This is a genomic window from Vreelandella stevensii S18214 (assembly GCF_000275725.1).
Classification (GTDB): Bacteria; Pseudomonadota; Gammaproteobacteria; order Pseudomonadales; family Halomonadaceae; genus Vreelandella; species Vreelandella stevensii.
Genome location: NZ_AJTS01000020.1, coordinates 101,012 through 118,730, shown reverse-complemented (window position 1 = coordinate 118,730; position 17,719 = coordinate 101,012). Strand labels below are relative to the sequence as shown.

The 17,719-nt window shown below is 58.3% G+C and carries 10 protein-coding genes and 3 rRNA genes; 7 read left to right on the top strand and 6 right to left on the bottom strand.

The features are described from left to right. Position 1: 1 nt before the first annotated feature. A complete protein-coding gene (locus HSS18214_RS0103750; RefSeq protein WP_016913965.1) occupies positions 2-994 on the top strand; it encodes an adenosine deaminase in 993 nt (330 codons plus the stop codon). A gap of 40 nt (positions 995-1,034) precedes the next feature. Here the strand turns inward: HSS18214_RS0103750 and HSS18214_RS0103745 are convergent, their stop codons facing one another. Then, positions 1,035-2,018, bottom strand: a complete 984-nt coding sequence (locus HSS18214_RS0103745) for a cytochrome-c peroxidase (protein ID WP_026001697.1) — start codon at positions 2,016-2,018, stop codon at positions 1,035-1,037. Between the two features lie 417 nt (positions 2,019-2,435). Between HSS18214_RS0103745 and HSS18214_RS0103740 the strand changes: the two genes are divergently transcribed. The 3 genes from HSS18214_RS0103740 (at position 2,436) to rrf (ending at position 7,424) form a co-directional block, all read left to right on the top strand. Continuing rightward, positions 2,436-3,968: ribosomal RNA gene (locus HSS18214_RS0103740) — 16S ribosomal RNA — on the top strand. A 294-nt stretch (positions 3,969-4,262) separates the two neighbouring features. Then, positions 4,263-7,155 (top strand): 23S ribosomal RNA (locus HSS18214_RS0103735). Positions 7,156-7,308: 153 nt separating this feature from the next. Next, positions 7,309-7,424, top strand: a 5S ribosomal RNA gene (rrf, locus tag HSS18214_RS0103730). The 16S, 23S and 5S rRNA genes sit together here, the layout of an rRNA operon. Positions 7,425-7,699: 275 nt before the next feature. Here the strand turns inward: rrf and guaD are convergent. Genes guaD through xdhA form a run of 4 tightly spaced genes read right to left on the bottom strand, consistent with a single transcriptional unit; the run spans position 7,700 to position 13,748 of the window. Next, the gene (gene guaD, locus HSS18214_RS0103725) at positions 7,700-9,016 is read right to left on the bottom strand and encodes a guanine deaminase (RefSeq protein ID WP_016913963.1); all 1,317 of its coding nucleotides are present in this window, start codon (positions 9,014-9,016) and stop codon (positions 7,700-7,702) included. A 1-nt stretch (position 9,017) separates the two neighbouring features. Continuing rightward, on the bottom strand, positions 9,018-9,887 hold the full coding sequence (gene xdhC, locus HSS18214_RS0103720; RefSeq protein WP_016913962.1) for a xanthine dehydrogenase accessory protein XdhC: 870 nt from the start codon (positions 9,885-9,887) through the stop codon (positions 9,018-9,020). After that, the gene (gene xdhB / locus HSS18214_RS0103715) at positions 9,884-12,307 is read right to left on the bottom strand and encodes a xanthine dehydrogenase molybdopterin binding subunit (RefSeq protein ID WP_016913961.1); all 2,424 of its coding nucleotides are present in this window, start codon (positions 12,305-12,307) and stop codon (positions 9,884-9,886) included. Before xdhB ends, xdhC begins: the two co-directional genes overlap by 4 nt. Beyond that, positions 12,291-13,748, bottom strand: coding sequence for a xanthine dehydrogenase small subunit (xdhA, locus tag HSS18214_RS0103710; protein WP_016913960.1), 1,458 nt, complete (start codon positions 13,746-13,748; stop codon positions 12,291-12,293). The genes xdhB and xdhA overlap by 17 nt, the downstream gene beginning before the upstream one ends. Positions 13,749-13,956: 208 nt before the next feature. Here xdhA and HSS18214_RS0103705 point away from each other — a divergent pair, with 208 nt between their 5' ends. Then, positions 13,957-14,607 carry a TetR family transcriptional regulator C-terminal domain-containing protein gene (locus tag HSS18214_RS0103705; RefSeq protein WP_016913959.1) on the top strand — a complete coding sequence of 217 codons (651 nt, stop codon included), beginning with the start codon at positions 13,957-13,959 and terminating at the stop codon, positions 14,605-14,607. A gap of 8 nt (positions 14,608-14,615) precedes the next feature. Beyond that, complete coding sequence (hrpB, locus tag HSS18214_RS0103700) at positions 14,616-17,060, top strand: ATP-dependent helicase HrpB (RefSeq protein WP_016913958.1); 2,445 nt, start codon at positions 14,616-14,618, stop codon at positions 17,058-17,060. 19 nt (positions 17,061-17,079) lie between these two features. Here the strand turns inward: hrpB and HSS18214_RS18535 are convergent, their stop codons facing one another. Further along, positions 17,080-17,292: a hypothetical protein gene (locus HSS18214_RS18535; protein ID WP_083844149.1), complete on the bottom strand. Its 213-nt coding sequence runs from the start codon at positions 17,290-17,292 to the stop codon at positions 17,080-17,082. A 240-nt stretch (positions 17,293-17,532) separates the two neighbouring features. Between HSS18214_RS18535 and HSS18214_RS18530 the strand changes: the two genes are divergently transcribed. Next, complete coding sequence (locus HSS18214_RS18530; RefSeq protein WP_016913957.1) at positions 17,533-17,706, top strand: DUF2970 domain-containing protein; 174 nt, start codon at positions 17,533-17,535, stop codon at positions 17,704-17,706. Positions 17,707-17,719 lie beyond the last annotated feature (13 nt).

The following is a 17,719-nucleotide window of genomic DNA, read 5'->3' as shown; positions in this document are numbered from 1 at the left end:
CATGAACGACTTTTTACGACACCTTCCCAAGGCTGAGCTTCACTTGCATATCGAAGGCTCTCTCGAGCCGGAACTGATGTTCCAACTGGCAGAACGTAACGGCATCGAACTCCCCTATGCCACGGTCGAAGAGGCCAAGGCAGCGTATGATTTCAAGGATTTGCAAGGGTTTCTGAATCTGTATTACCAGGGCATGAACGTCTTGCGCAGCGAACAGGACTTCTATGACCTGGCCATGGATTATTTCAAGCGTGCCCGTTCGGAAGGCGTGCTGCATATCGATATGCACTTCGACCCCCAGGCGCATCTGCAGCGTGGTGTACCTTTGGAGGTGGTCATGGCGGGACTGCTCAGGGCCAAACAGGAAGCCGAGAGCCAGCTGGACCTTTCAGTGGGCATGATCATGGCCTTCCTGAGAGATCGTCCAGCCGACGAGGCACTGAACGTTCTCGAGCAGGCGGCACCCTATTGGAAAATGCTGGATGCCATTGGCCTGGACAGCGCCGAGCGTGACAACCCGCCCGAGAAGTTTCAGGCCCTGTTTGCGCGCGCCAAGGAGCTTGGGCTGGTGCGTGTGGCCCATGCGGGCGAGGAGGGGCCTGCCGCTTACATTACGCAAGCTCTGGACTTGCTGGACGTTCAGCGTATCGATCACGGCGTGCGCTGTCTCGAAAGCGAAGACGTCGTGCAGCGCCTCAAGGAGTCTCAAACGGTACTGACCGTGTGCCCGCTCTCCAATGTCAGCCTGAAAGTGGTCGATCAATTGGATCAGCATCCGCTACCGGCGTTGTTGGAAGCGGGTCTGAAGGTCACCATCAGCTCTGACGATCCTGCTTATTTTGGTGGTGGGCTGCTCGAGAATCATATCGCCTGTGCCGATGCCTTTGGCTGGGGGGAAGATACCTTCAAATGGCTGAATCGCAATGCCATGGAAGAAGCCTTCGTCAGCGACGCGCGGCGCGCCGAACTGCTGAAGCGTCTGGAGGCAGCCTGATACGGCCTGCCGCCGCCCCTATGGGCGGCGGCATAGTGCATCAGGGTAGAGCGGGCACCTCGAAATCGGGCATTTCACCTGTCAGGGAGTGCAGAAATGCCGTGATGTTATCAATGGTGGGTTCGTCAAACTCACGTCCCAGCATTTCCTGGCCCATAATGGCCACGGCTTCTTCGAGCGTTTCGGTGGCGCCATTGTTCATGTACGGGTAAGTGACGCCGACATTGCGCAAGGTGGGGGTGCGGAAGCGGTACTTGTCTCTTTCCTCGCCGGTCACCACGTAGCGACCCAAATCTTTCGACCCCGGCACCTGAATGGCGTGGAACTGACTGTCGGTAAAGTTGGCGCCGCGATGGCAGGCGATGCAGCCATTATCCACGAAAGCCACCATGCCCTCTTTTGCCTGATCGCTGATGGCGTCCATATCACCGCGTAAATACCGATCAAAAGGTGAGTTGGGTGTGTTGAGCGTTCTCTGGAAGGCGGCCAGTGCCTTGGCCAGGTTCTCGGCATTGATGGGGTCATCCTGGTCGGGGTACGCTTCCGTGAAGCGCTCCTGGTAGAGCTCGAACTCTGCCAGCCTGTCCAGGGCGTGTTCCAGCTGCATGGCCATCTCGACATCGGCTTCGATAGGCCCCAGTGCCTGGCCTTCCAAATCCGGCTCCCGTCCATCCCAGAACTGCGATCCCAGGAAACCACTGTTGAGAACGGTGGGTGTGTTGCGTTCGCCAACCTGGCCATTATGGCCCACAGCTCTGGGGATGCGGTCCGACCAGCCGAGCGCCGGGTTATGGCAAGTGGCACAGCTGATGACTCCACTGGCGGAGATCCTGGGCTCGAAAAACAGCATGTTGCCCAGCATTACCTTTTCATCGGTTTGCGAATTGTGGGCAGGTAACGGTGGTAAGTGGGGCAGTGGTTCGAACCTGTCGCGATAGCTACCGAGTTCGTCATCTGCCCACAGTGACGTCGTGCTTAAGAGCGCGACGCTCGCAAGCCCGATGGCAATACGTGATGTTGTCATGGTTTCCCCCTCCTGTTTGACCGGTCTGGTGTGCACCGTTCTTTTCAGCGGTGCTCCAACAAGTCTAAAAAAGCGGGGAAGGACAGGGCTTGCCCTAGGTCAACTTTCCGGCCATTGGTGACTAACGGATTGTTTGAAAGCTGAGCGAGAAAAAAGCTTGACGATCAAAAGGAATTGGGTAGAATACGCCCCACATCGAACGGCAACGCCGAACGAAAGCTCTTTAACAATTTGATCAGGTAATTCATGTGGGCGCTTGCCGATGAGGGTGAATCATCACCGAATATCAAGGCAGGCGAACACGAAGATACTCTTCGGAGTATCACAGTGAATTCGTTTGAACCTTGAGCCAAGTTTGATCCGCTTTTGTTGTCTTCGGCTAGTCCTGAGATGGCGAGTAAGGATCGCATTGATCTTAAACTGAAGAGTTTGATCATGGCTCAGATTGAACGCTGGCGGCAGGCCTAACACATGCAAGTCGAGCGGTAACAGGGGTAGCTTGCTACCCGCTGACGAGCGGCGGACGGGTGAGTAATGCATAGGAATCTGCCCGATAGTGGGGGATAACCTGGGGAAACCCAGGCTAATACCGCATACGTCCTACGGGAGAAAGGGGGCTCCGGCTCCCGCTATCGGATGAGCCTATGTCGGATTAGCTGGTTGGTGAGGTAAAGGCTCACCAAGGCGACGATCCGTAGCTGGTCTGAGAGGATGATCAGCCACATCGGGACTGAGACACGGCCCGAACTCCTACGGGAGGCAGCAGTGGGGAATATTGGACAATGGGGGCAACCCTGATCCAGCCATGCCGCGTGTGTGAAGAAGGCCCTCGGGTTGTAAAGCACTTTCAGTGAGGAAGAACGCCTGGTGGTTAATACCCATCAGGAAAGACATCACTCACAGAAGAAGCACCGGCTAACTCCGTGCCAGCAGCCGCGGTAATACGGAGGGTGCGAGCGTTAATCGGAATTACTGGGCGTAAAGCGCGCGTAGGTGGCTTGATAAGCCGGTTGTGAAAGCCCCGGGCTCAACCTGGGAACGGCATCCGGAACTGTCAAGCTAGAGTGCAGGAGAGGAAGGTAGAATTCCCGGTGTAGCGGTGAAATGCGTAGAGATCGGGAGGAATACCAGTGGCGAAGGCGGCCTTCTGGACTGACACTGACACTGAGGTGCGAAAGCGTGGGTAGCAAACAGGATTAGATACCCTGGTAGTCCACGCCGTAAACGATGTCGACCAGCCGTTGGGTGCCTAGCGCACTTTGTGGCGAAGTTAACGCGATAAGTCGACCGCCTGGGGAGTACGGCCGCAAGGTTAAAACTCAAATGAATTGACGGGGGCCCGCACAAGCGGTGGAGCATGTGGTTTAATTCGATGCAACGCGAAGAACCTTACCTACTCTTGACATCCTGCGAACTTGTGAGAGATCACTTGGTGCCTTCGGGAACGCAGAGACAGGTGCTGCATGGCTGTCGTCAGCTCGTGTTGTGAAATGTTGGGTTAAGTCCCGTAACGAGCGCAACCCTTGTCCTTATTTGCCAGCGCGTAAAGGCGGGAACTCTAAGGAGACTGCCGGTGACAAACCGGAGGAAGGTGGGGACGACGTCAAGTCATCATGGCCCTTACGAGTAGGGCTACACACGTGCTACAATGGTCGGTACAAAGGGTTGCCAACTCGCGAGAGTGAGCCAATCCCGAAAAGCCGATCTCAGTCCGGATCGGAGTCTGCAACTCGACTCCGTGAAGTCGGAATCGCTAGTAATCGTGGATCAGAATGCCACGGTGAATACGTTCCCGGGCCTTGTACACACCGCCCGTCACACCATGGGAGTGGACTGCACCAGAAGTGGTTAGCCTAACGCAAGAGGGCGATCACCACGGTGTGGTTCATGACTGGGGTGAAGTCGTAACAAGGTAGCCGTAGGGGAACCTGCGGCTGGATCACCTCCTTAAACGATGTCTTCCCCTCGCGGCAAGCGCTCACAATGAATTACCTGATCAGAATGCTGTTGATGCGCAGTGATAAACGCGCTTTCACGTTAAAAGAAAAAGAAAGACCTTCTTTTTTCTTTTAAAATGAAAGGAACAGCGTGTTTATCACTGCCTATGGCAGTCGCTCTTTAACAATGTATATCATGCTGACAGAAACGCGTTGAACGCGTTTCTACGTAAATTGTATTGTGATACGTCTCAAGCGTATCCGGCAATCGTTATCATTGCGAACCCCAGACTCCTTCGGGTTATAGGGTCAAGCAATGAAGCGCACACGGTGGATGCCTAGGCAGCCAGAGGCGATGAAAGACGTGGTAGCCTGCGATAAGGTTCGGTGAGGTGGCAAACGACCTGCGACCCGGACATCTCTGAATGGGGAAACCCACTCATCACAAGATGAGTATCCTGTCCTGAATACATAGGGGCAGGAGGCGAACCAGGGGAACTGAAACATCTAAGTACCCTGAGGAAAAGAAATCAACCGAGATTCCCCTAGTAGCGGCGAGCGAACGGGGACCAGCCCTTAAGCGTGTGACGGATTAGACGAACAGACTGGGAAGTCTGGCCATAGCGGGTGATAGCCCCGTAGTCGAAAATCTGATCACGTGAAATCGAGTAGGTCGGGGCACGAGAAACCTTGACTGAAGACGGGGGGACCATCCTCCAAGGCTAAATACTCCTGGCTGACCGATAGTGAACCAGTACCGTGAGGGAAAGGCGAAAAGAACCCCGGAGAGGGGAGTGAAATAGATCCTGAAACCGTGTGCGTACAAGCAGTAGGAGCAGACTTGTTCTGTGACTGCGTACCTTTTGTATAATGGGTCAGCGACTTATATTCAGTGGCGAGGTTAACCGTATAGGGGAGCCGTAGGGAAACCGAGTCTTAACTGGGCGACACAGTCGCTGGATATAGACCCGAAACCGAGCGATCTATCCATGAGCAGGGTGAAGGTTGAGTAACATCAACTGGAGGCCCGAACCAGGATCTGTTGAAAAAGATTTGGATGACTTGTGGATCGGAGTGAAAGGCTAATCAAGCTCGGAGATAGCTGGTTCTCCTCGAAAGCTATTTAGGTAGCGCCTCACGTATCACCGCCGGGGGTAGAGCACTGTTTCGGCTAGGGGGTCATCCCGACTTACCAACCCGAGGCAAACTCCGAATACCGGTGAGTGCAGCGTGGGAGACACACGGCGGGTGCTAACGTCCGTCGTGAAAAGGGAAACAACCCAGACCGTCAGCTAAGGTCCCCAAATCCTGGTTAAGTGGGAAACGATGTGGGAAGGCTCAGACAGCTAGGAGGTTGGCTTAGAAGCAGCCATCCTTTAAAGAAAGCGTAATAGCTCACTAGTCGAGTCGGCCTGCGCGGAAGATGTAACGGGGCTAAACCAGGTACCGAAGCTACGGGTTCATCCTTACGGATGAGCGGTAGAGGAGCGTCGTGTAAGCCGATGAAGGTGTGTTGAGAAGCATGCTGGAGGTATCACGAGTGCGAATGCTGACATGAGTAACGATAAAGGGAGTGAAAAACTCCCTCGCCGGAAGACCAAGGGTTTCTGTTCGACGCTAATCGGAGCAGAGTGAGTCGGCCCCTAAGGCGAGGCCGAAAGGCGTAGTCGATGGGAAACGGGTCAATATTCCCGTACCGGACATGATTGCGATGGGGGGACGGAGAAGGCTAGGTGAGCCAGGCGTTGGTTGTCCTGGTGAAAGTGAGTAGGCTGGGGTCTCAGGTAAATCCGGGACCCTTCAAGGCCGAGACACGAAACGAAGACACTACGGTGTCGAAGTCATTGATGCCACGCTTCCAGGAAAAGCCTCTAAGCTTCAGATCATGTGCGACCGTACCCCAAACCGACACAGGTGGTCAGGGTGAGAATCCCAAGGCGCTTGAGAGAACTCGGGTGAAGGAACTAGGCAAAATGGTGCCGTAACTTCGGGAGAAGGCACGCCGGCGTAGGGTGACGAGACTTGCTCTCCAAGCCCGAACCGGTCGAAGATACCAGGTGGCTGCAACTGTTTAGTAAAAACACAGCACTCTGCCAACTCGCAAGAGGACGTATAGGGTGTGACGCCTGCCCGGTGCCGGAAGGTTAAGTGATGGTGTTAGGATTCGTCCGAAGCTCTTGATCGAAGCCCCGGTAAACGGCGGCCGTAACTATAACGGTCCTAAGGTAGCGAAATTCCTTGTCGGGTAAGTTCCGACCTGCACGAATGGCGTAATGATGGCCACGCTGTCTCCACCCGAGACTCAGTGAAATTGAAATCGCCGTGAAGATGCGGTGTACCCGCGGCTAGACGGAAAGACCCCGTGAACCTTTACTATAGCTTCACACTGGACGCTGATGTTGCCTGTGTAGGATAGCTGGGAGGCTTTGAACCTCGGACGCCAGTTCGAGGGGAGCCAACCTTGAAATACCAGCCTGGCATCATTGGCGTTCTCACTCAGGTCCGTGATCCGGATCGAGGACAGTGTGTGGTGGGTAGTTTGACTGGGGCGGTCTCCTCCCAAAGCGTAACGGAGGAGCACGAAGGTACCCTCAGCACGGTCGGACATCGTGCAATGAGTGCAAGAGCATAAGGGTGCTTGACTGCGAGACAGACACGTCGAGCAGGTGCGAAAGCAGGTTCTAGTGATCCGGTGGTTCTGTATGGAAGGGCCATCGCTCAACGGATAAAAGGTACTCCGGGGATAACAGGCTGATACCGCCCAAGAGTTCACATCGACGGCGGTGTTTGGCACCTCGATGTCGGCTCATCACATCCTGGGGCTGAAGTCGGTCCCAAGGGTATGGCTGTTCGCCATTTAAAGTGGTACGCGAGCTGGGTTTAGAACGTCGTGAGACAGTTCGGTCCCTATCTGCCGTGGGCGTTGGATGTTTGAGAAGAGCTGCTCCTAGTACGAGAGGACCGGAGTGGACGACCCTCTGGTGTTCCGGTTGTCACGCCAGTGGCATTGCCGGGTAGCTATGGTCGGACGGGATAACCGCTGAAAGCATCTAAGCGGGAAGCCCCCTTCAAGATGAGACATCCCCGAGGCCTAGAGCCTCCTGAAGGGCCCAGCGAGACCAGCTGGTTGATAGGCACGGTGTGGAAGCGCTGCAAGGCGTTGAGCTAACGTGTACTAATGGCCCGTGAGGCTTGACCCTATAACACCCAAGGGGTCTGGTCGTGATGATAACGAAGAGTGTGAACGCACTCGCAACACCGGATACGCCGCAGTGAGCCAGAGCGCTTGCTGACAGGAGACGCACACAATACACGTCAACGAACACTCAGCATGATATGCATTACCTGTTACGCCTGACGACCATAGCACGCGTGAACCACCTGATCCCATGCCGAACTCAGAAGTGAAACCGCTTAGCGCCGATGGTAGTGTGGGGTCTCCCCATGTGAGAGTAGGTCATCGTCAGGCACTTATTACGAAACCCCGGCCTTATCGCCGGGGTTTTGCTTTTTGGGGGTCTCCCCCTGAAGAGTAGCGGAGCGCCGCCCGCCGGGTGGCCGGCCCGAACATCGTCAGGCACTTATACCGTAGAAAGCCCCGAGCACACTGTGTTCGGGGCTTTTTGCTGTGCGTTAAATTTGTCGTTGGGAAAGGTCGTTGGGAAACGTTCGTTGAGAAAATTCCTGAGCAAAAAAACACCCAGCCTGTGGCTGGGTGAGAGTGACTTTACAAGAGATCGATTGCTAGGCGTCTCTGCGGTGTTGGCATACGCCTCCGGCCCAGGTTTCATAGATAGCGCGGTCATCGGCGAGCATCATCAATGCAAATAGCCGTTCACCGAGGGTGGTGCAGTGCTGGCTACGTCGCTGTAACAGTGACGTGGCGTCAGGGTCGATCACGATAAAATCAGCTTCGTAGGAAGGGGCCAACTGTCCAATGTGGCTATCCAGAGAGAGGGCTTTGGCGTTGCCGTGGGTGAGGCCATAAAATCCTTGCCAGGCGGTCAGTGGCTGACCACGCAGTTGGCCTACCTGGTAGGCGCTTTTCAAGGTGCCGAAGCCTGAAAGATCCGTGCCTGCGCCAATGTCGCTGGCATAGGTAAATGCCATGCCCGTCTCTCGGGCAGCGTCTCGGTCGAACAGGCCGCTGCCCAGGAACAGGTTGGAGCTGGGGCAAAAGGCGATATTGGCGCCGCGCTCTGCCAACCGTTGGCGCATGCCGTTGTCCAAATGAATACCGTGGGCAAAGGTGCTGCGTGGGCCGACGAGCCCTGCTTCTTCGTAAACGGCCAAATAGTCTCGACTGCCGGGAAACAGTTCCGCCACCCAGTCCAGCTCTCCGCTGTTCTCGGCGAGGTGGGTCTGCAGCCATAGGGTAGGGTCATTGCGCAGCAGGGCACCTGCCGCGTCCATTTGCGCTCTGGTCGAGGTGGGCGCAAAACGCGGGGTAACGCTGTAACCGAGGCGCTGCTTCCCATGCCAGTCCTCGATGAGCCGCTCTGTGTCGGAGATACCCGAGATGCCATCCATCAAGGCATCGGGGGCATTGCGATCCATCAGTACCTTGCCTACCAGCATGCGCAGCTGCCGCTTTTGGCAGGCTGCAAAAAAGGCATCCACGGAGCCTGGGTGGCTCGAGCCAAACACTTGCGCGGTGGTGGTACCTGCGCGCAGCATTTCGCTCAAGAACGCTTCCGATAACGCCTTGGCGTGATCATGATTGGCGAACTGGCACTCGGCTGGAAACGTGTAGTCATTCAGCCAATCCAGCAGTTGGCGCCCATAAGAGGCCATGATGTCCAACTGGACATAGTGGACGTGAGTATCGATGAATCCTGGCATGATGAGCTTGCCGCGATGGTCGATCACTTCCGCTGCTTTCGGCAACTGATCAACCAGGTCGGCATAATGCCCCGCTGCATGGATATGCCCACCCTTCAGCCACAAGAGGCCGTCAGCGTAGTGTTCCAGACTGCCAGGGTGGGGCAGGTTGCCATCGCCGGGGTCATTGGGAAAGCTGATCAATTCAGCGCGGATAAGCGTATCGGTGGGCAAGGTCATATCAACTCGAGTGCGTTGCAGTAGGGGCAAAAAGCGCGCGTAGCGTAGCGCTATCCAGGCCACGTGTCTCGGTGGCATAGGGTTGGTCGGTCAACCAGAGTAATTCCGTCACCACGCTCAGCGCGATGGCGTAGGGGGTTTTATTGCTGAGCTTGGTATTCCTGACCGAGCCGATGGGGCAGCGCACGCGCTGCAGTATCGGCTGGTCGACTCCTGCTCGGGAAAGGCGCCCTTTGAAACTCGCCCACTTGCTGTCGGAGCCTATCAATCCAATGGACGCAATATCGGCGCGCTCCAGCAACCCCTTGATCAAGGCATAATCCTCATCATGATCGTGGGTCATGACCAGAGCATGGGTGCCAAGGGGTAAGCCTGCCACCGTATCTCCAACGTCGCCTAGCAAATGACAACTCAAGCGTGCACGAGGGACATCTGATTGGAAAGCATCGGCGCGGCTGTCATACCAATCGAGCTGCCAAGGCAGAGGAGCGCTGAGTTTGACGATCTCGCGCCCGACATGCCCCGCGCCGAACAGGGCAATGTGAGCGGTGGCGCCCAGAAATACTTCCAGCAGGACGTTGACCAGCCCGCCACAGCACTGCCCGCTACGCCCGCCCAGCGAAAAGGATTCCAGTGAGAACCCCGCTTGGCGCTGGCTCAAGAGGGAGCGAGCCTGCTGAATGGTCTGCCACTCGAAGGTGCCGCCGCCCAGCGTATCGAAGACAGCGTGTTCGGTAATCACCATGCGTGCGCCAGGCTCCCGGGGCGTGGAGCCTGCGCTGGTCATCTGGGTGGCCAAGACATGAGGCGTGCCGTGGCGTTGACAATGGTCGAGGGCAGCATGCCAGGTCATGGGCGTTTCATGGGTCATAAGGCACTTTTCCGAATGGCATGCGCTGCCAGCATGACGCGCTCGGGCGTGGCCGGGGTATCCAGACGCGGCGAGCTGCGGTAGTCATCCAGGCTGGCGAGGGCATCGCGCAGGGCCGACCAGACGCATATCCCCAGCATGAAGGGCGGCTCACCCACCGCTTTGGAGCGGTACAGGCTGGCCATGGAGTTAGGGTGTCCTTCCAGCAGTTCGACATTGAAGACGCTGGGCAGATCCCCGAAGGTGGGAATCTTGTAGGTCGCTGGACCATCGCTGACCAGCGTTCCTTCACTGTTCCACTTGAGCTCTTCGCTGGTCAGCCAGCCCATGCCCTGAATGAAACCGCCTTCTACCTGACCAATGTCGATGGCCGGGTTGAGCGAGTTGCCGACATCATGAAGTATGTCGACACGGTCGACCTGATACTCGCCGGTCAAAGTGTCGACACTGACCTCCGCCGCTGCCGCGCCAAAGGCGTAATAATAAAATGGGCGGCCCTGGCCGGTCGCGCGATTGTAATGAATCAGTGGCGTCGCGTAGAAGCCTTTCTCGGACAGCGAAACCCGATGTAAATACGCCGTTTGCACCAGCTCGCCCCAGGCAATACGGCGCTCACTTTCGCCTATGCCTGCGATGAGCATGCCGTCCCTCAGCTCCATGCCTTCACGATCCAGCCCGCCCTCGAAGTGGTTGGCGGCAAAATCGAACAGACGCTCACGCAGTTTGATGGCAGCATCGCGGGCGGCCATGCCGTTCAAATCCGCACCGCTGGAGGCTGCCGTGGGGGAAGTGTTCGGCACCTTGTCCGTTCGTGTGGCGCTGATGCGCACGCTCTCCAGGTCCAGCCCCAGTTCCAGAGCCACCACCTGGCAGATCTTGGTGTGCAGGCCTTGCCCCATTTCAGTGCCGCCGTGGTTGATCAGGATGCTGCCATCGGTATAGACGTGTAGCAGCGCGCCGGCCTGGTTGAGGTGCTGGGCGGTGAAGGAGATGCCGAACTTGACGGGTGTCAGTGCCAGCCCTTTCTTGATGACGGAGCTGGAGGCGTTGAAGTCCCGTATCTGCTGTCGACGCGTCCAGTACTCGCTGCGTTGCTCGAGGCGCTCGACGAGCGTGTGAAGCAACTGCTTCTGGTCGACCTGCTGCCCGTAATGGGTCATGTCGCGTTCGGGACGATAAAAGTTGCGCTTGCGGATGGTCAGCGGGTCTTCACCGACATGGCGGGCAATATCGTCCATGGCCGCTTCGATGATCATCATGCCCTGGGGGCCGCCAAACCCGCGAAAAGCGGTGTTCGACGCAGTGTGGGTGCGGGCGCGATGGCCGGTGACCCTAGCATTGCCCAGTGAGTAGGCATTGTCTGCGTGAAACATGGCGCGGTCGACAATGGCATCGGAAAGGTCGGGGGAGTAGCCGCAGTCGCCGATCACGGTAATGTCGCTGCCTTGAATCACTCCCTGTGAATCGATGGCCAGCCGATAGCGGTTGTGAAAAGGGTGGCGCTTGCCAGTGGCGCGCATGTCGTCACGTCTGGGCAGGCGAAGACGCGTGGCCTTGCCGGTGCGTCGTGCGATGAGGGCAGCAATGCAGGCCCAGGGGGATGCCTGGGTTTCCTTGCCTCCAAAACCACCCCCCATGCGCCGTACTTCCACCGTGACGGCATGAAATGGGATACCCAGCACTTCGGCAACCAGCTTTTGGGTTTCACTGGGGTGCTGGTTGGAGGTGTGAACCATGACGCCTTCGTCTTCGCTCGGAATGACGACGCAAGCCTGGCCCTCCAGATAGAAGTGCTCTTGTCCACCAATGAACAGCGCACCTTCCAGCACGTGTTCAGCTTGCTCCAGTGTGGTCTGCCAGTCACCACGCTGTTGGGTGTGGCTGGGGCGAACGAACTCCTCTTGAGCAGTGGCTTGAACGGCATCCAGCTGTGCTGGCAGCTTGTCGATCTGCACATTGGCAAGCAGAATTGCGTGACGCGCCGCACTCAGGGAAGTGGCAGCTACAGCGAACAGGCACTGCCCTGAATAGCTGATCTCGCGCTCGACGAAGATAGGGTCGCCAGGGAAGACCGGGCCGATGTCCGTGTGGCCAGGCACGTCGTGGAATGTGATCACGTCGACCACGCCGGGGGCGATGCGAACGGCCTCCAGGTCGAGGTGCGTCAAGGTGCCGTGGGCCACCGGTGAGAGCCCCAGAGCCACGTGTAAAGCATCAGCAGGTGTCTTGAGGTCGTCGATATAGAGCGCTTTCCCCGTCACATGTTTTTGGGCGCTCTCATGAAAGCTGGAGGACCCCGCCTGGCGCTGTCCGCGGCTGTCCACGGTATGGCGCGCCAGGGGGGCCGCGCCATGTATACGCTGGTCGAGCTCATGCCGGGCCCGGCGACTGTCGTTGTCGAGTTTAGTGAGCGTACGCATGCAACATGACCTCCTGTTCTGGTGATGAGAGCGACAAGTAGAGTCGTTCCAGCAGATTGGCGGCCGCCAGCTGACGATACTGCTGGCTGCCTCGCACGTCACTCATGGGCTCGAACTCATCTTGCAGCGCTTGCCGGGCCGTTTGAAAGGCCTGTTTGCCTACCCGTTGCCCTTCCAGCGCGGCCTCCGTTGCCGGGGCACGCCGGGGCGTGGCGGCCATCCCGCCGAAGGCGATGCGCACGTCGCTTAACTTGCCGTCCTCCAGGCGGTAGCTAAAGGCACCCAGAACGGCAGAGATATCGTCTTCACGGCGTTTTGAGAGCTTCCACACTCTGAGAGAAGCACTCTTCTCCAGAGCGGGAATAAAGATACGTGTGATGACTTCATCGGCAGCCAGCGCCGTTTTTTTGTAATCGATAAAGAACGCTTGCAGCGGCAAACAGCGGGTACCCGCATGGCTGGCAAGTTCGAGATGAGCGCCGAGTGCCAGCAGTACGGGTGGGGTATCACCAATGGGGGATGCATTGGCGATATTGCCGCCCAGGGTTCCCCGGTTACGCACTTGTTCCGAGCCCAGCCGATGGAGCAGGTGCGCGAAAGCGGGGAAGTGTGTTGCCAGCAGCGGAGCAAGCCGCGAATAGGTCACCGCCGCGCCGACCCACCATCCTTCCTGCCCCTGAAAGGTCGCTGGCGAGATCATGCCCAGCTCGGGCACGCGAGTGGTATCGATCAGTTGATCCAGTGCGGCCAGGCGCTGGGTCGTTTCCAGCCATAGGTCCGTGGCGCCAGCGACCAGTCTGGCATTGGGCAGGTCGCGCCGCAGCGCTGTCAGTTCGCTCAGCGACCTCGGCTGTGCAAATAGCGGACCTTCCTGAGGGGCTTGTGTGGCTGTGTCGCCATCCTGCGAGTCAGACAGCGTGGCATCCCACCATTGAGGCGGCTGCCAGTCGCTGGCGTGCATGGTCAGCGCGGCATCACGAATCGGGCGATAGCCCGTGCAGCGGCAAAGGTTGCCACCCAACGCGGCTTCCAGACGCTCGGGCGTCAACGGGGCAGGTTGGCGCTGCTGCTGCGTATGCAAACTGAACAGCGACATGACGATGCCCGGCGTACAGAAACCGCACTGGCTGCCGTGGCAGTCGATCATGGCGCGCTGCGCAGGGTGCAAGGAGTTGCCCTGCGACAGGCCTTCTACGGTGACGAGATGCTGGCCATGCAGTTGATGGGCCGGGGTAATGCACGCATTGACCGTCAGGAACGGTGGCTGGTCGGGGTCGCTGCTTTTCAAGGCAACCGTACAAGCGCCACAGTCGCCGGACGCGCAGCCCTCTTTTGTGCCCGTGGCCCCCAAATGGTCGCGTAACAGCGTTAGAATACTGGTCTCAGGGGGCACTCGACACTGTTGACGGATGCCATTGAGCAGAAACTCAATCGTTGCCATGCCAAACTCCGTTATGATTGTTCTGACCGATTGGTCAATAATGGTGAGCTTGGGACAAAAAAGCGTGGCTTGCAAGACTTTGTTGTCAGCGCGTTTTGATGCCCTGAAACGATGCATGAAGAGCGAAAATGCCCCTTTTTGCAGCGTTGTCCGACGTTGGGCCTGAGCTGATCGGCACAACCCGAGCCTATATCAAGGAGCTTACTCAATGACGCTTGATACCGCTAACCATGAGAGCGCCAGCAGGGACCGCATCGAGCAGACGATATTGAATGCCGCCGAACAGGTGTTTGCTCAGCATGGTTATCGCGGAGCCAGCCTGCAGTCGATTGCTGACGTCGCGGGTTTGCCCAAGGCCAATATCCTCTATTACATGGGGAGCAAGCAGGCGCTCTATGTGCGACTACTGAATCGCATGATGAAGCGCTGGAACGCGGTGCTGGAAGACATTACCCCTGCGAGTGACCCAGCAGCCGTATTGAGCGATTTTATTCGCACCAAAATGGTGCTTGGTCAGCGCTATCCCGAGGGTTCCAGGCTGTTTGCGGCTGAAATTCTGGGCGGCGCACCTTTCCTGAAGGATTACCTGAACGGTGAGCTGAGAGAGTGGGTCAGTAGCCGTGCCGCTATCATGCGAGAGTGGTCGCGGCAGGGGAAGATGGATGATGTGGATCCTCGCTGGTTGATTTTTCTGATCTGGTCATCCACCCAGCACTATACCGAATACAGTGCCCAGGTGAACGGCATTCTCGGCCAGGAGACACTGGCCGAGGAAGACATCGACGCTATTTGTCGCTTCCTGGAGCATGTGATCTTGAAAGGCTGTGGCATAGAGCGCCCAGTCGTCGCCAACGCATGAGTTCGACGATGCCTGAACTGCCCATCGAGCAACACCTGGCGTCGATCGAAGACGCTCTGGACACCCACTCTCGCCTCATCCTGGTAGCGCAGCCCGGCGCGGGCAAGACCACCCGCGTGCCCTTGCGACTCATCGAGCGCCCTTGGGCGCGTGGCCAGCGCCTGCTGATGCTCGAACCTCGGCGGGTGGCGGCCAGGTTGGCGGCAACCTACATGGCCGCTCAGTTGGGTGAGCCGGTGGGTAAGCGTATTGGCTATCGCATGCGCGGTGATCAACGGGTGGGGCCTGACACGCAGCTGGAAGTGATCACTCAAGGGGTGCTGACGCGCATGCTGCAGGATGACCCGCTGCTGGAGGGGGTAGCCGGCATTCTCTTCGATGAGTTTCATGAACGCAGTATCGAGTCCGACTTGGGCCTGGCGCTGGCCCTGGACGTGCAGCAAAGCATTCGTGACGATCTCCGCCTGGTGGTGATGTCCGCGACGCTGGATATAGAGGCGCTGCGTACCTTGCTGGGCGAGCATACCCCGGTGATCGAGAGCAGTGGCCGCGCTTTTCCGGTCACCACGCTATATCGGCCACCTGTTGGCGGTGAGACCGCCGCCATGGCGGCGCGCAGTGTCGTGGAGGAAGCCGTGGCGCTGGACGATGCCCAGGACATATTGGTCATCTTGCCCGGCGTGGCGGAGATCCGCCGGCTCGCTCAGGCGCTGGCGTCATCAACGCTGACGCTGGATATTCGCACGCTGCATGGCGGCATGACGCTGGATGCTCAACAAGCGGCACTTAGCCCTGGTACGCAGCGGCGGGTGATCATCTCCACCTCGATTACCGAATCGAGCCTGACGGTCGACGGTGTTAACGTCGTCATTGACGCAGGCCTTGAACGGGTGCCTGAATTCAGTGCCCAAACGGGGCTTACGCGGTTGACTACCCGTCGCGTCAATCGTGCCAGCGCCGACCAGCGGCGGGGTCGCGCGGGTCGCCAGCAATCAGGCTACTGCTATCGTCTGTGGGCACAGGACCAGCCGCTGGTCGCGCACCGTGAGCCCGAAATGCTGCAGGCCGATCTCTCGCGACTGGCACTGGAACTGGCGCTATGGGGCGTCAATGCACCCGACGCGCTGGCCTGGCTATCTCCACCGCCCAGGGGCGCATGGCAGAGCGCACGCGACCTTCTCCAGCGGCTGGGGCTGCTCGACCAGGCAGGCGGGCTGACACCGCTTGGGCAGCAGTGCGGCACCTTGCCGGTGGAGCCTCGCCTGGCAGCGATGCTGGTGCGCTCCAAGGCTGGAGAAAATACCGCGCTGGCCTGTGCGCTGGCAGCGCTGCTGGAGGGCCGGGAGCGTCTCGAGGGAACACTGCAGGAAGCCCTGGTCGCTCGACTGAAAACGCCTTCTGCGTTCCCAACCTGGCACCAGGAAGCCAAGCGTCTGGCGGTGTTGATGGGTTGCACGGTGCCGTCACGCCTGAATCTGGAGCCTCTGGAAGAGCTGCTTGCGGTGGCGTTTCCTGACCGAGTGGCCCAGCTCATGAACCTCGGGCGTTTCAAGCTGGCCAATGGCAAGACGGCAACGCTATCGCCGCAGCACCCGTTGGCCAGCGAGCCGTATCTGGTGGCCGTTCACCTCGACAGCGCTAGCCGTGATGCACCAATCCAGAGGGCAGTGCCCCTCTCCGAGCAGGTTTTGCGAGCCCTGTATCCGGCGACGGCGACGTGGCACGAACGGGTCGCCTGGCAAGAGCCGCCGGGCAAGCTGGTGGCCGACGCGGTGCAGTGTCACGGTGAACTGGTATTGGCGGTACGCCCGCTCCAGACGCTGTCCGCCGCCGCTGCCGAGAAAGCGCTGATGAGCGCTTTGCAGCGCCGCCCTGCAGCCTTGCTGAATGACGAGGTCAGGCGCTTGCAGGGGCGCATGGCGCTGCTGGAGCGTACTTTCCCGGGCCAGTGGCCCGACTGGTCTGATGCTGCGTTGGTGGATGATCTGGAGGGTTGGCTGGCGCCTTATGTGGCCGGTATGACTCGGCTGGGACAGGTCGAAAAGCTGCCCTTCGCGCGGTGCCTGCTGGAGACGCTGACGTGGGAAGCGCAGAGTGCGTTTGCCCGCCTGGTGCCTACCGGGCTCAGGGCGCCTAGTGGCAATACGATTACGCTGGACTATCTGCCCTGCCTTGAGAGCAGGCCGCCGGTGTTGGCACTGAAGCTGCAAGAGGCCTTTGGCTGGCAAGAAACACCGACCGTGGCCGAAGGGCAAGTGGCCGTGATGATTCACTTGCTGTCACCGGCGCGACGCCCCCTGCAGGTCACACAAGACTTGCGTAGCTTCTGGCTGACCGGCTACCCGGAGGTGAGAAAAGAGATGCGCGGGCGGTATCCAAAGCACCCGTGGCCAGAAGATCCTTTGTCAGCCCAAGCCACGGCACTAACCAAGCGCCGCTTGGGCAACGCTTGAAGGTGCCAATGCGTGCTCTTTACTCTTGTGCGGATTCCGGTACTTCTCCGGGGCGTTGATAGCGTACCCCGTCCGCACGAGGCTCTTCGTAGCGTTTGTTTTCATCCTCGGAAACAACCCCAAAGACCGTTTCCTGTGAGCCATCTGGCCACGTGTAAGTGGTGCAGCCCGCCAGGCTCGATAGACCAAGAACAACAACGACACCAGACAGCGTGATACGACGCTTGGGCATGAAAAACTCCCTAAAGTTGACACATGCTCATGAAAAAGGGGGATGACGAGTGCTGCGTAGTGTGAAGCGCACGATCACTGCTCGCAAGCTAATTTCCTCGGCCCGACATCAGCGCTGAAAAGGCGGGCAGTGGCGAGTATCCATGCCTTGTGTCTATGCTGAACAGGCAGCCCGCTTTTTTCAAAAAGAGCATTTGGCAGTCGATCAGGCAATCTGAGGCTGACGAGAGGGGGGAGGGGTATGTGGTCAGTCTTGAAGTCGGTGCTGGCAGCGTTGATCGGGGTTCAGAATGACCGCCAACGTCGCCAGGATTTCTCCAGCGAGCGTCCCGGTGCGTTCATCGTGACGGGTATCGTCGTGACGCTGCTGTTCGTACTGGTCATTGCCTGGTTGGCCCAGTGGGTCGCTGGATGAACCGTTGAGGTAA

Bases quoted from the DNA above. Each gene is read 5' to 3' on its own strand.
- xdhA (WP_016913960.1), bottom strand. From the start codon at position 13,748: ATGGCAACGATTGAGTTTCTGCTCAATGGCATCCGTCAACAGTGTCGA.
- xdhB (WP_016913961.1), bottom strand. From the start codon at position 12,307: ATGCGTACGCTCACTAAACTCGACAACGACAGTCGCCGGGCCCGGCAT.
- HSS18214_RS18530 (WP_016913957.1), top strand. From the start codon at position 17,533: ATGTGGTCAGTCTTGAAGTCGGTGCTGGCAGCGTTGATCGGGGTTCAG.
- HSS18214_RS0103750 (WP_016913965.1), top strand. From the start codon at position 2: ATGAACGACTTTTTACGACACCTTCCCAAGGCTGAGCTTCACTTGCAT.
- guaD (WP_016913963.1), bottom strand. From the start codon at position 9,016: ATGACCTTGCCCACCGATACGCTTATCCGCGCTGAATTGATCAGCTTT.
- HSS18214_RS0103745 (WP_026001697.1), bottom strand. From the start codon at position 2,018: ATGACAACATCACGTATTGCCATCGGGCTTGCGAGCGTCGCGCTCTTA.
- hrpB (WP_016913958.1), top strand. From the start codon at position 14,616: ATGCCTGAACTGCCCATCGAGCAACACCTGGCGTCGATCGAAGACGCT.
- HSS18214_RS0103705 (WP_016913959.1), top strand. From the start codon at position 13,957: ATGACGCTTGATACCGCTAACCATGAGAGCGCCAGCAGGGACCGCATC.
- HSS18214_RS18535 (WP_083844149.1), bottom strand. From the start codon at position 17,292: ATGCCCAAGCGTCGTATCACGCTGTCTGGTGTCGTTGTTGTTCTTGGT.
- xdhC (WP_016913962.1), bottom strand. From the start codon at position 9,887: ATGACCCATGAAACGCCCATGACCTGGCATGCTGCCCTCGACCATTGT.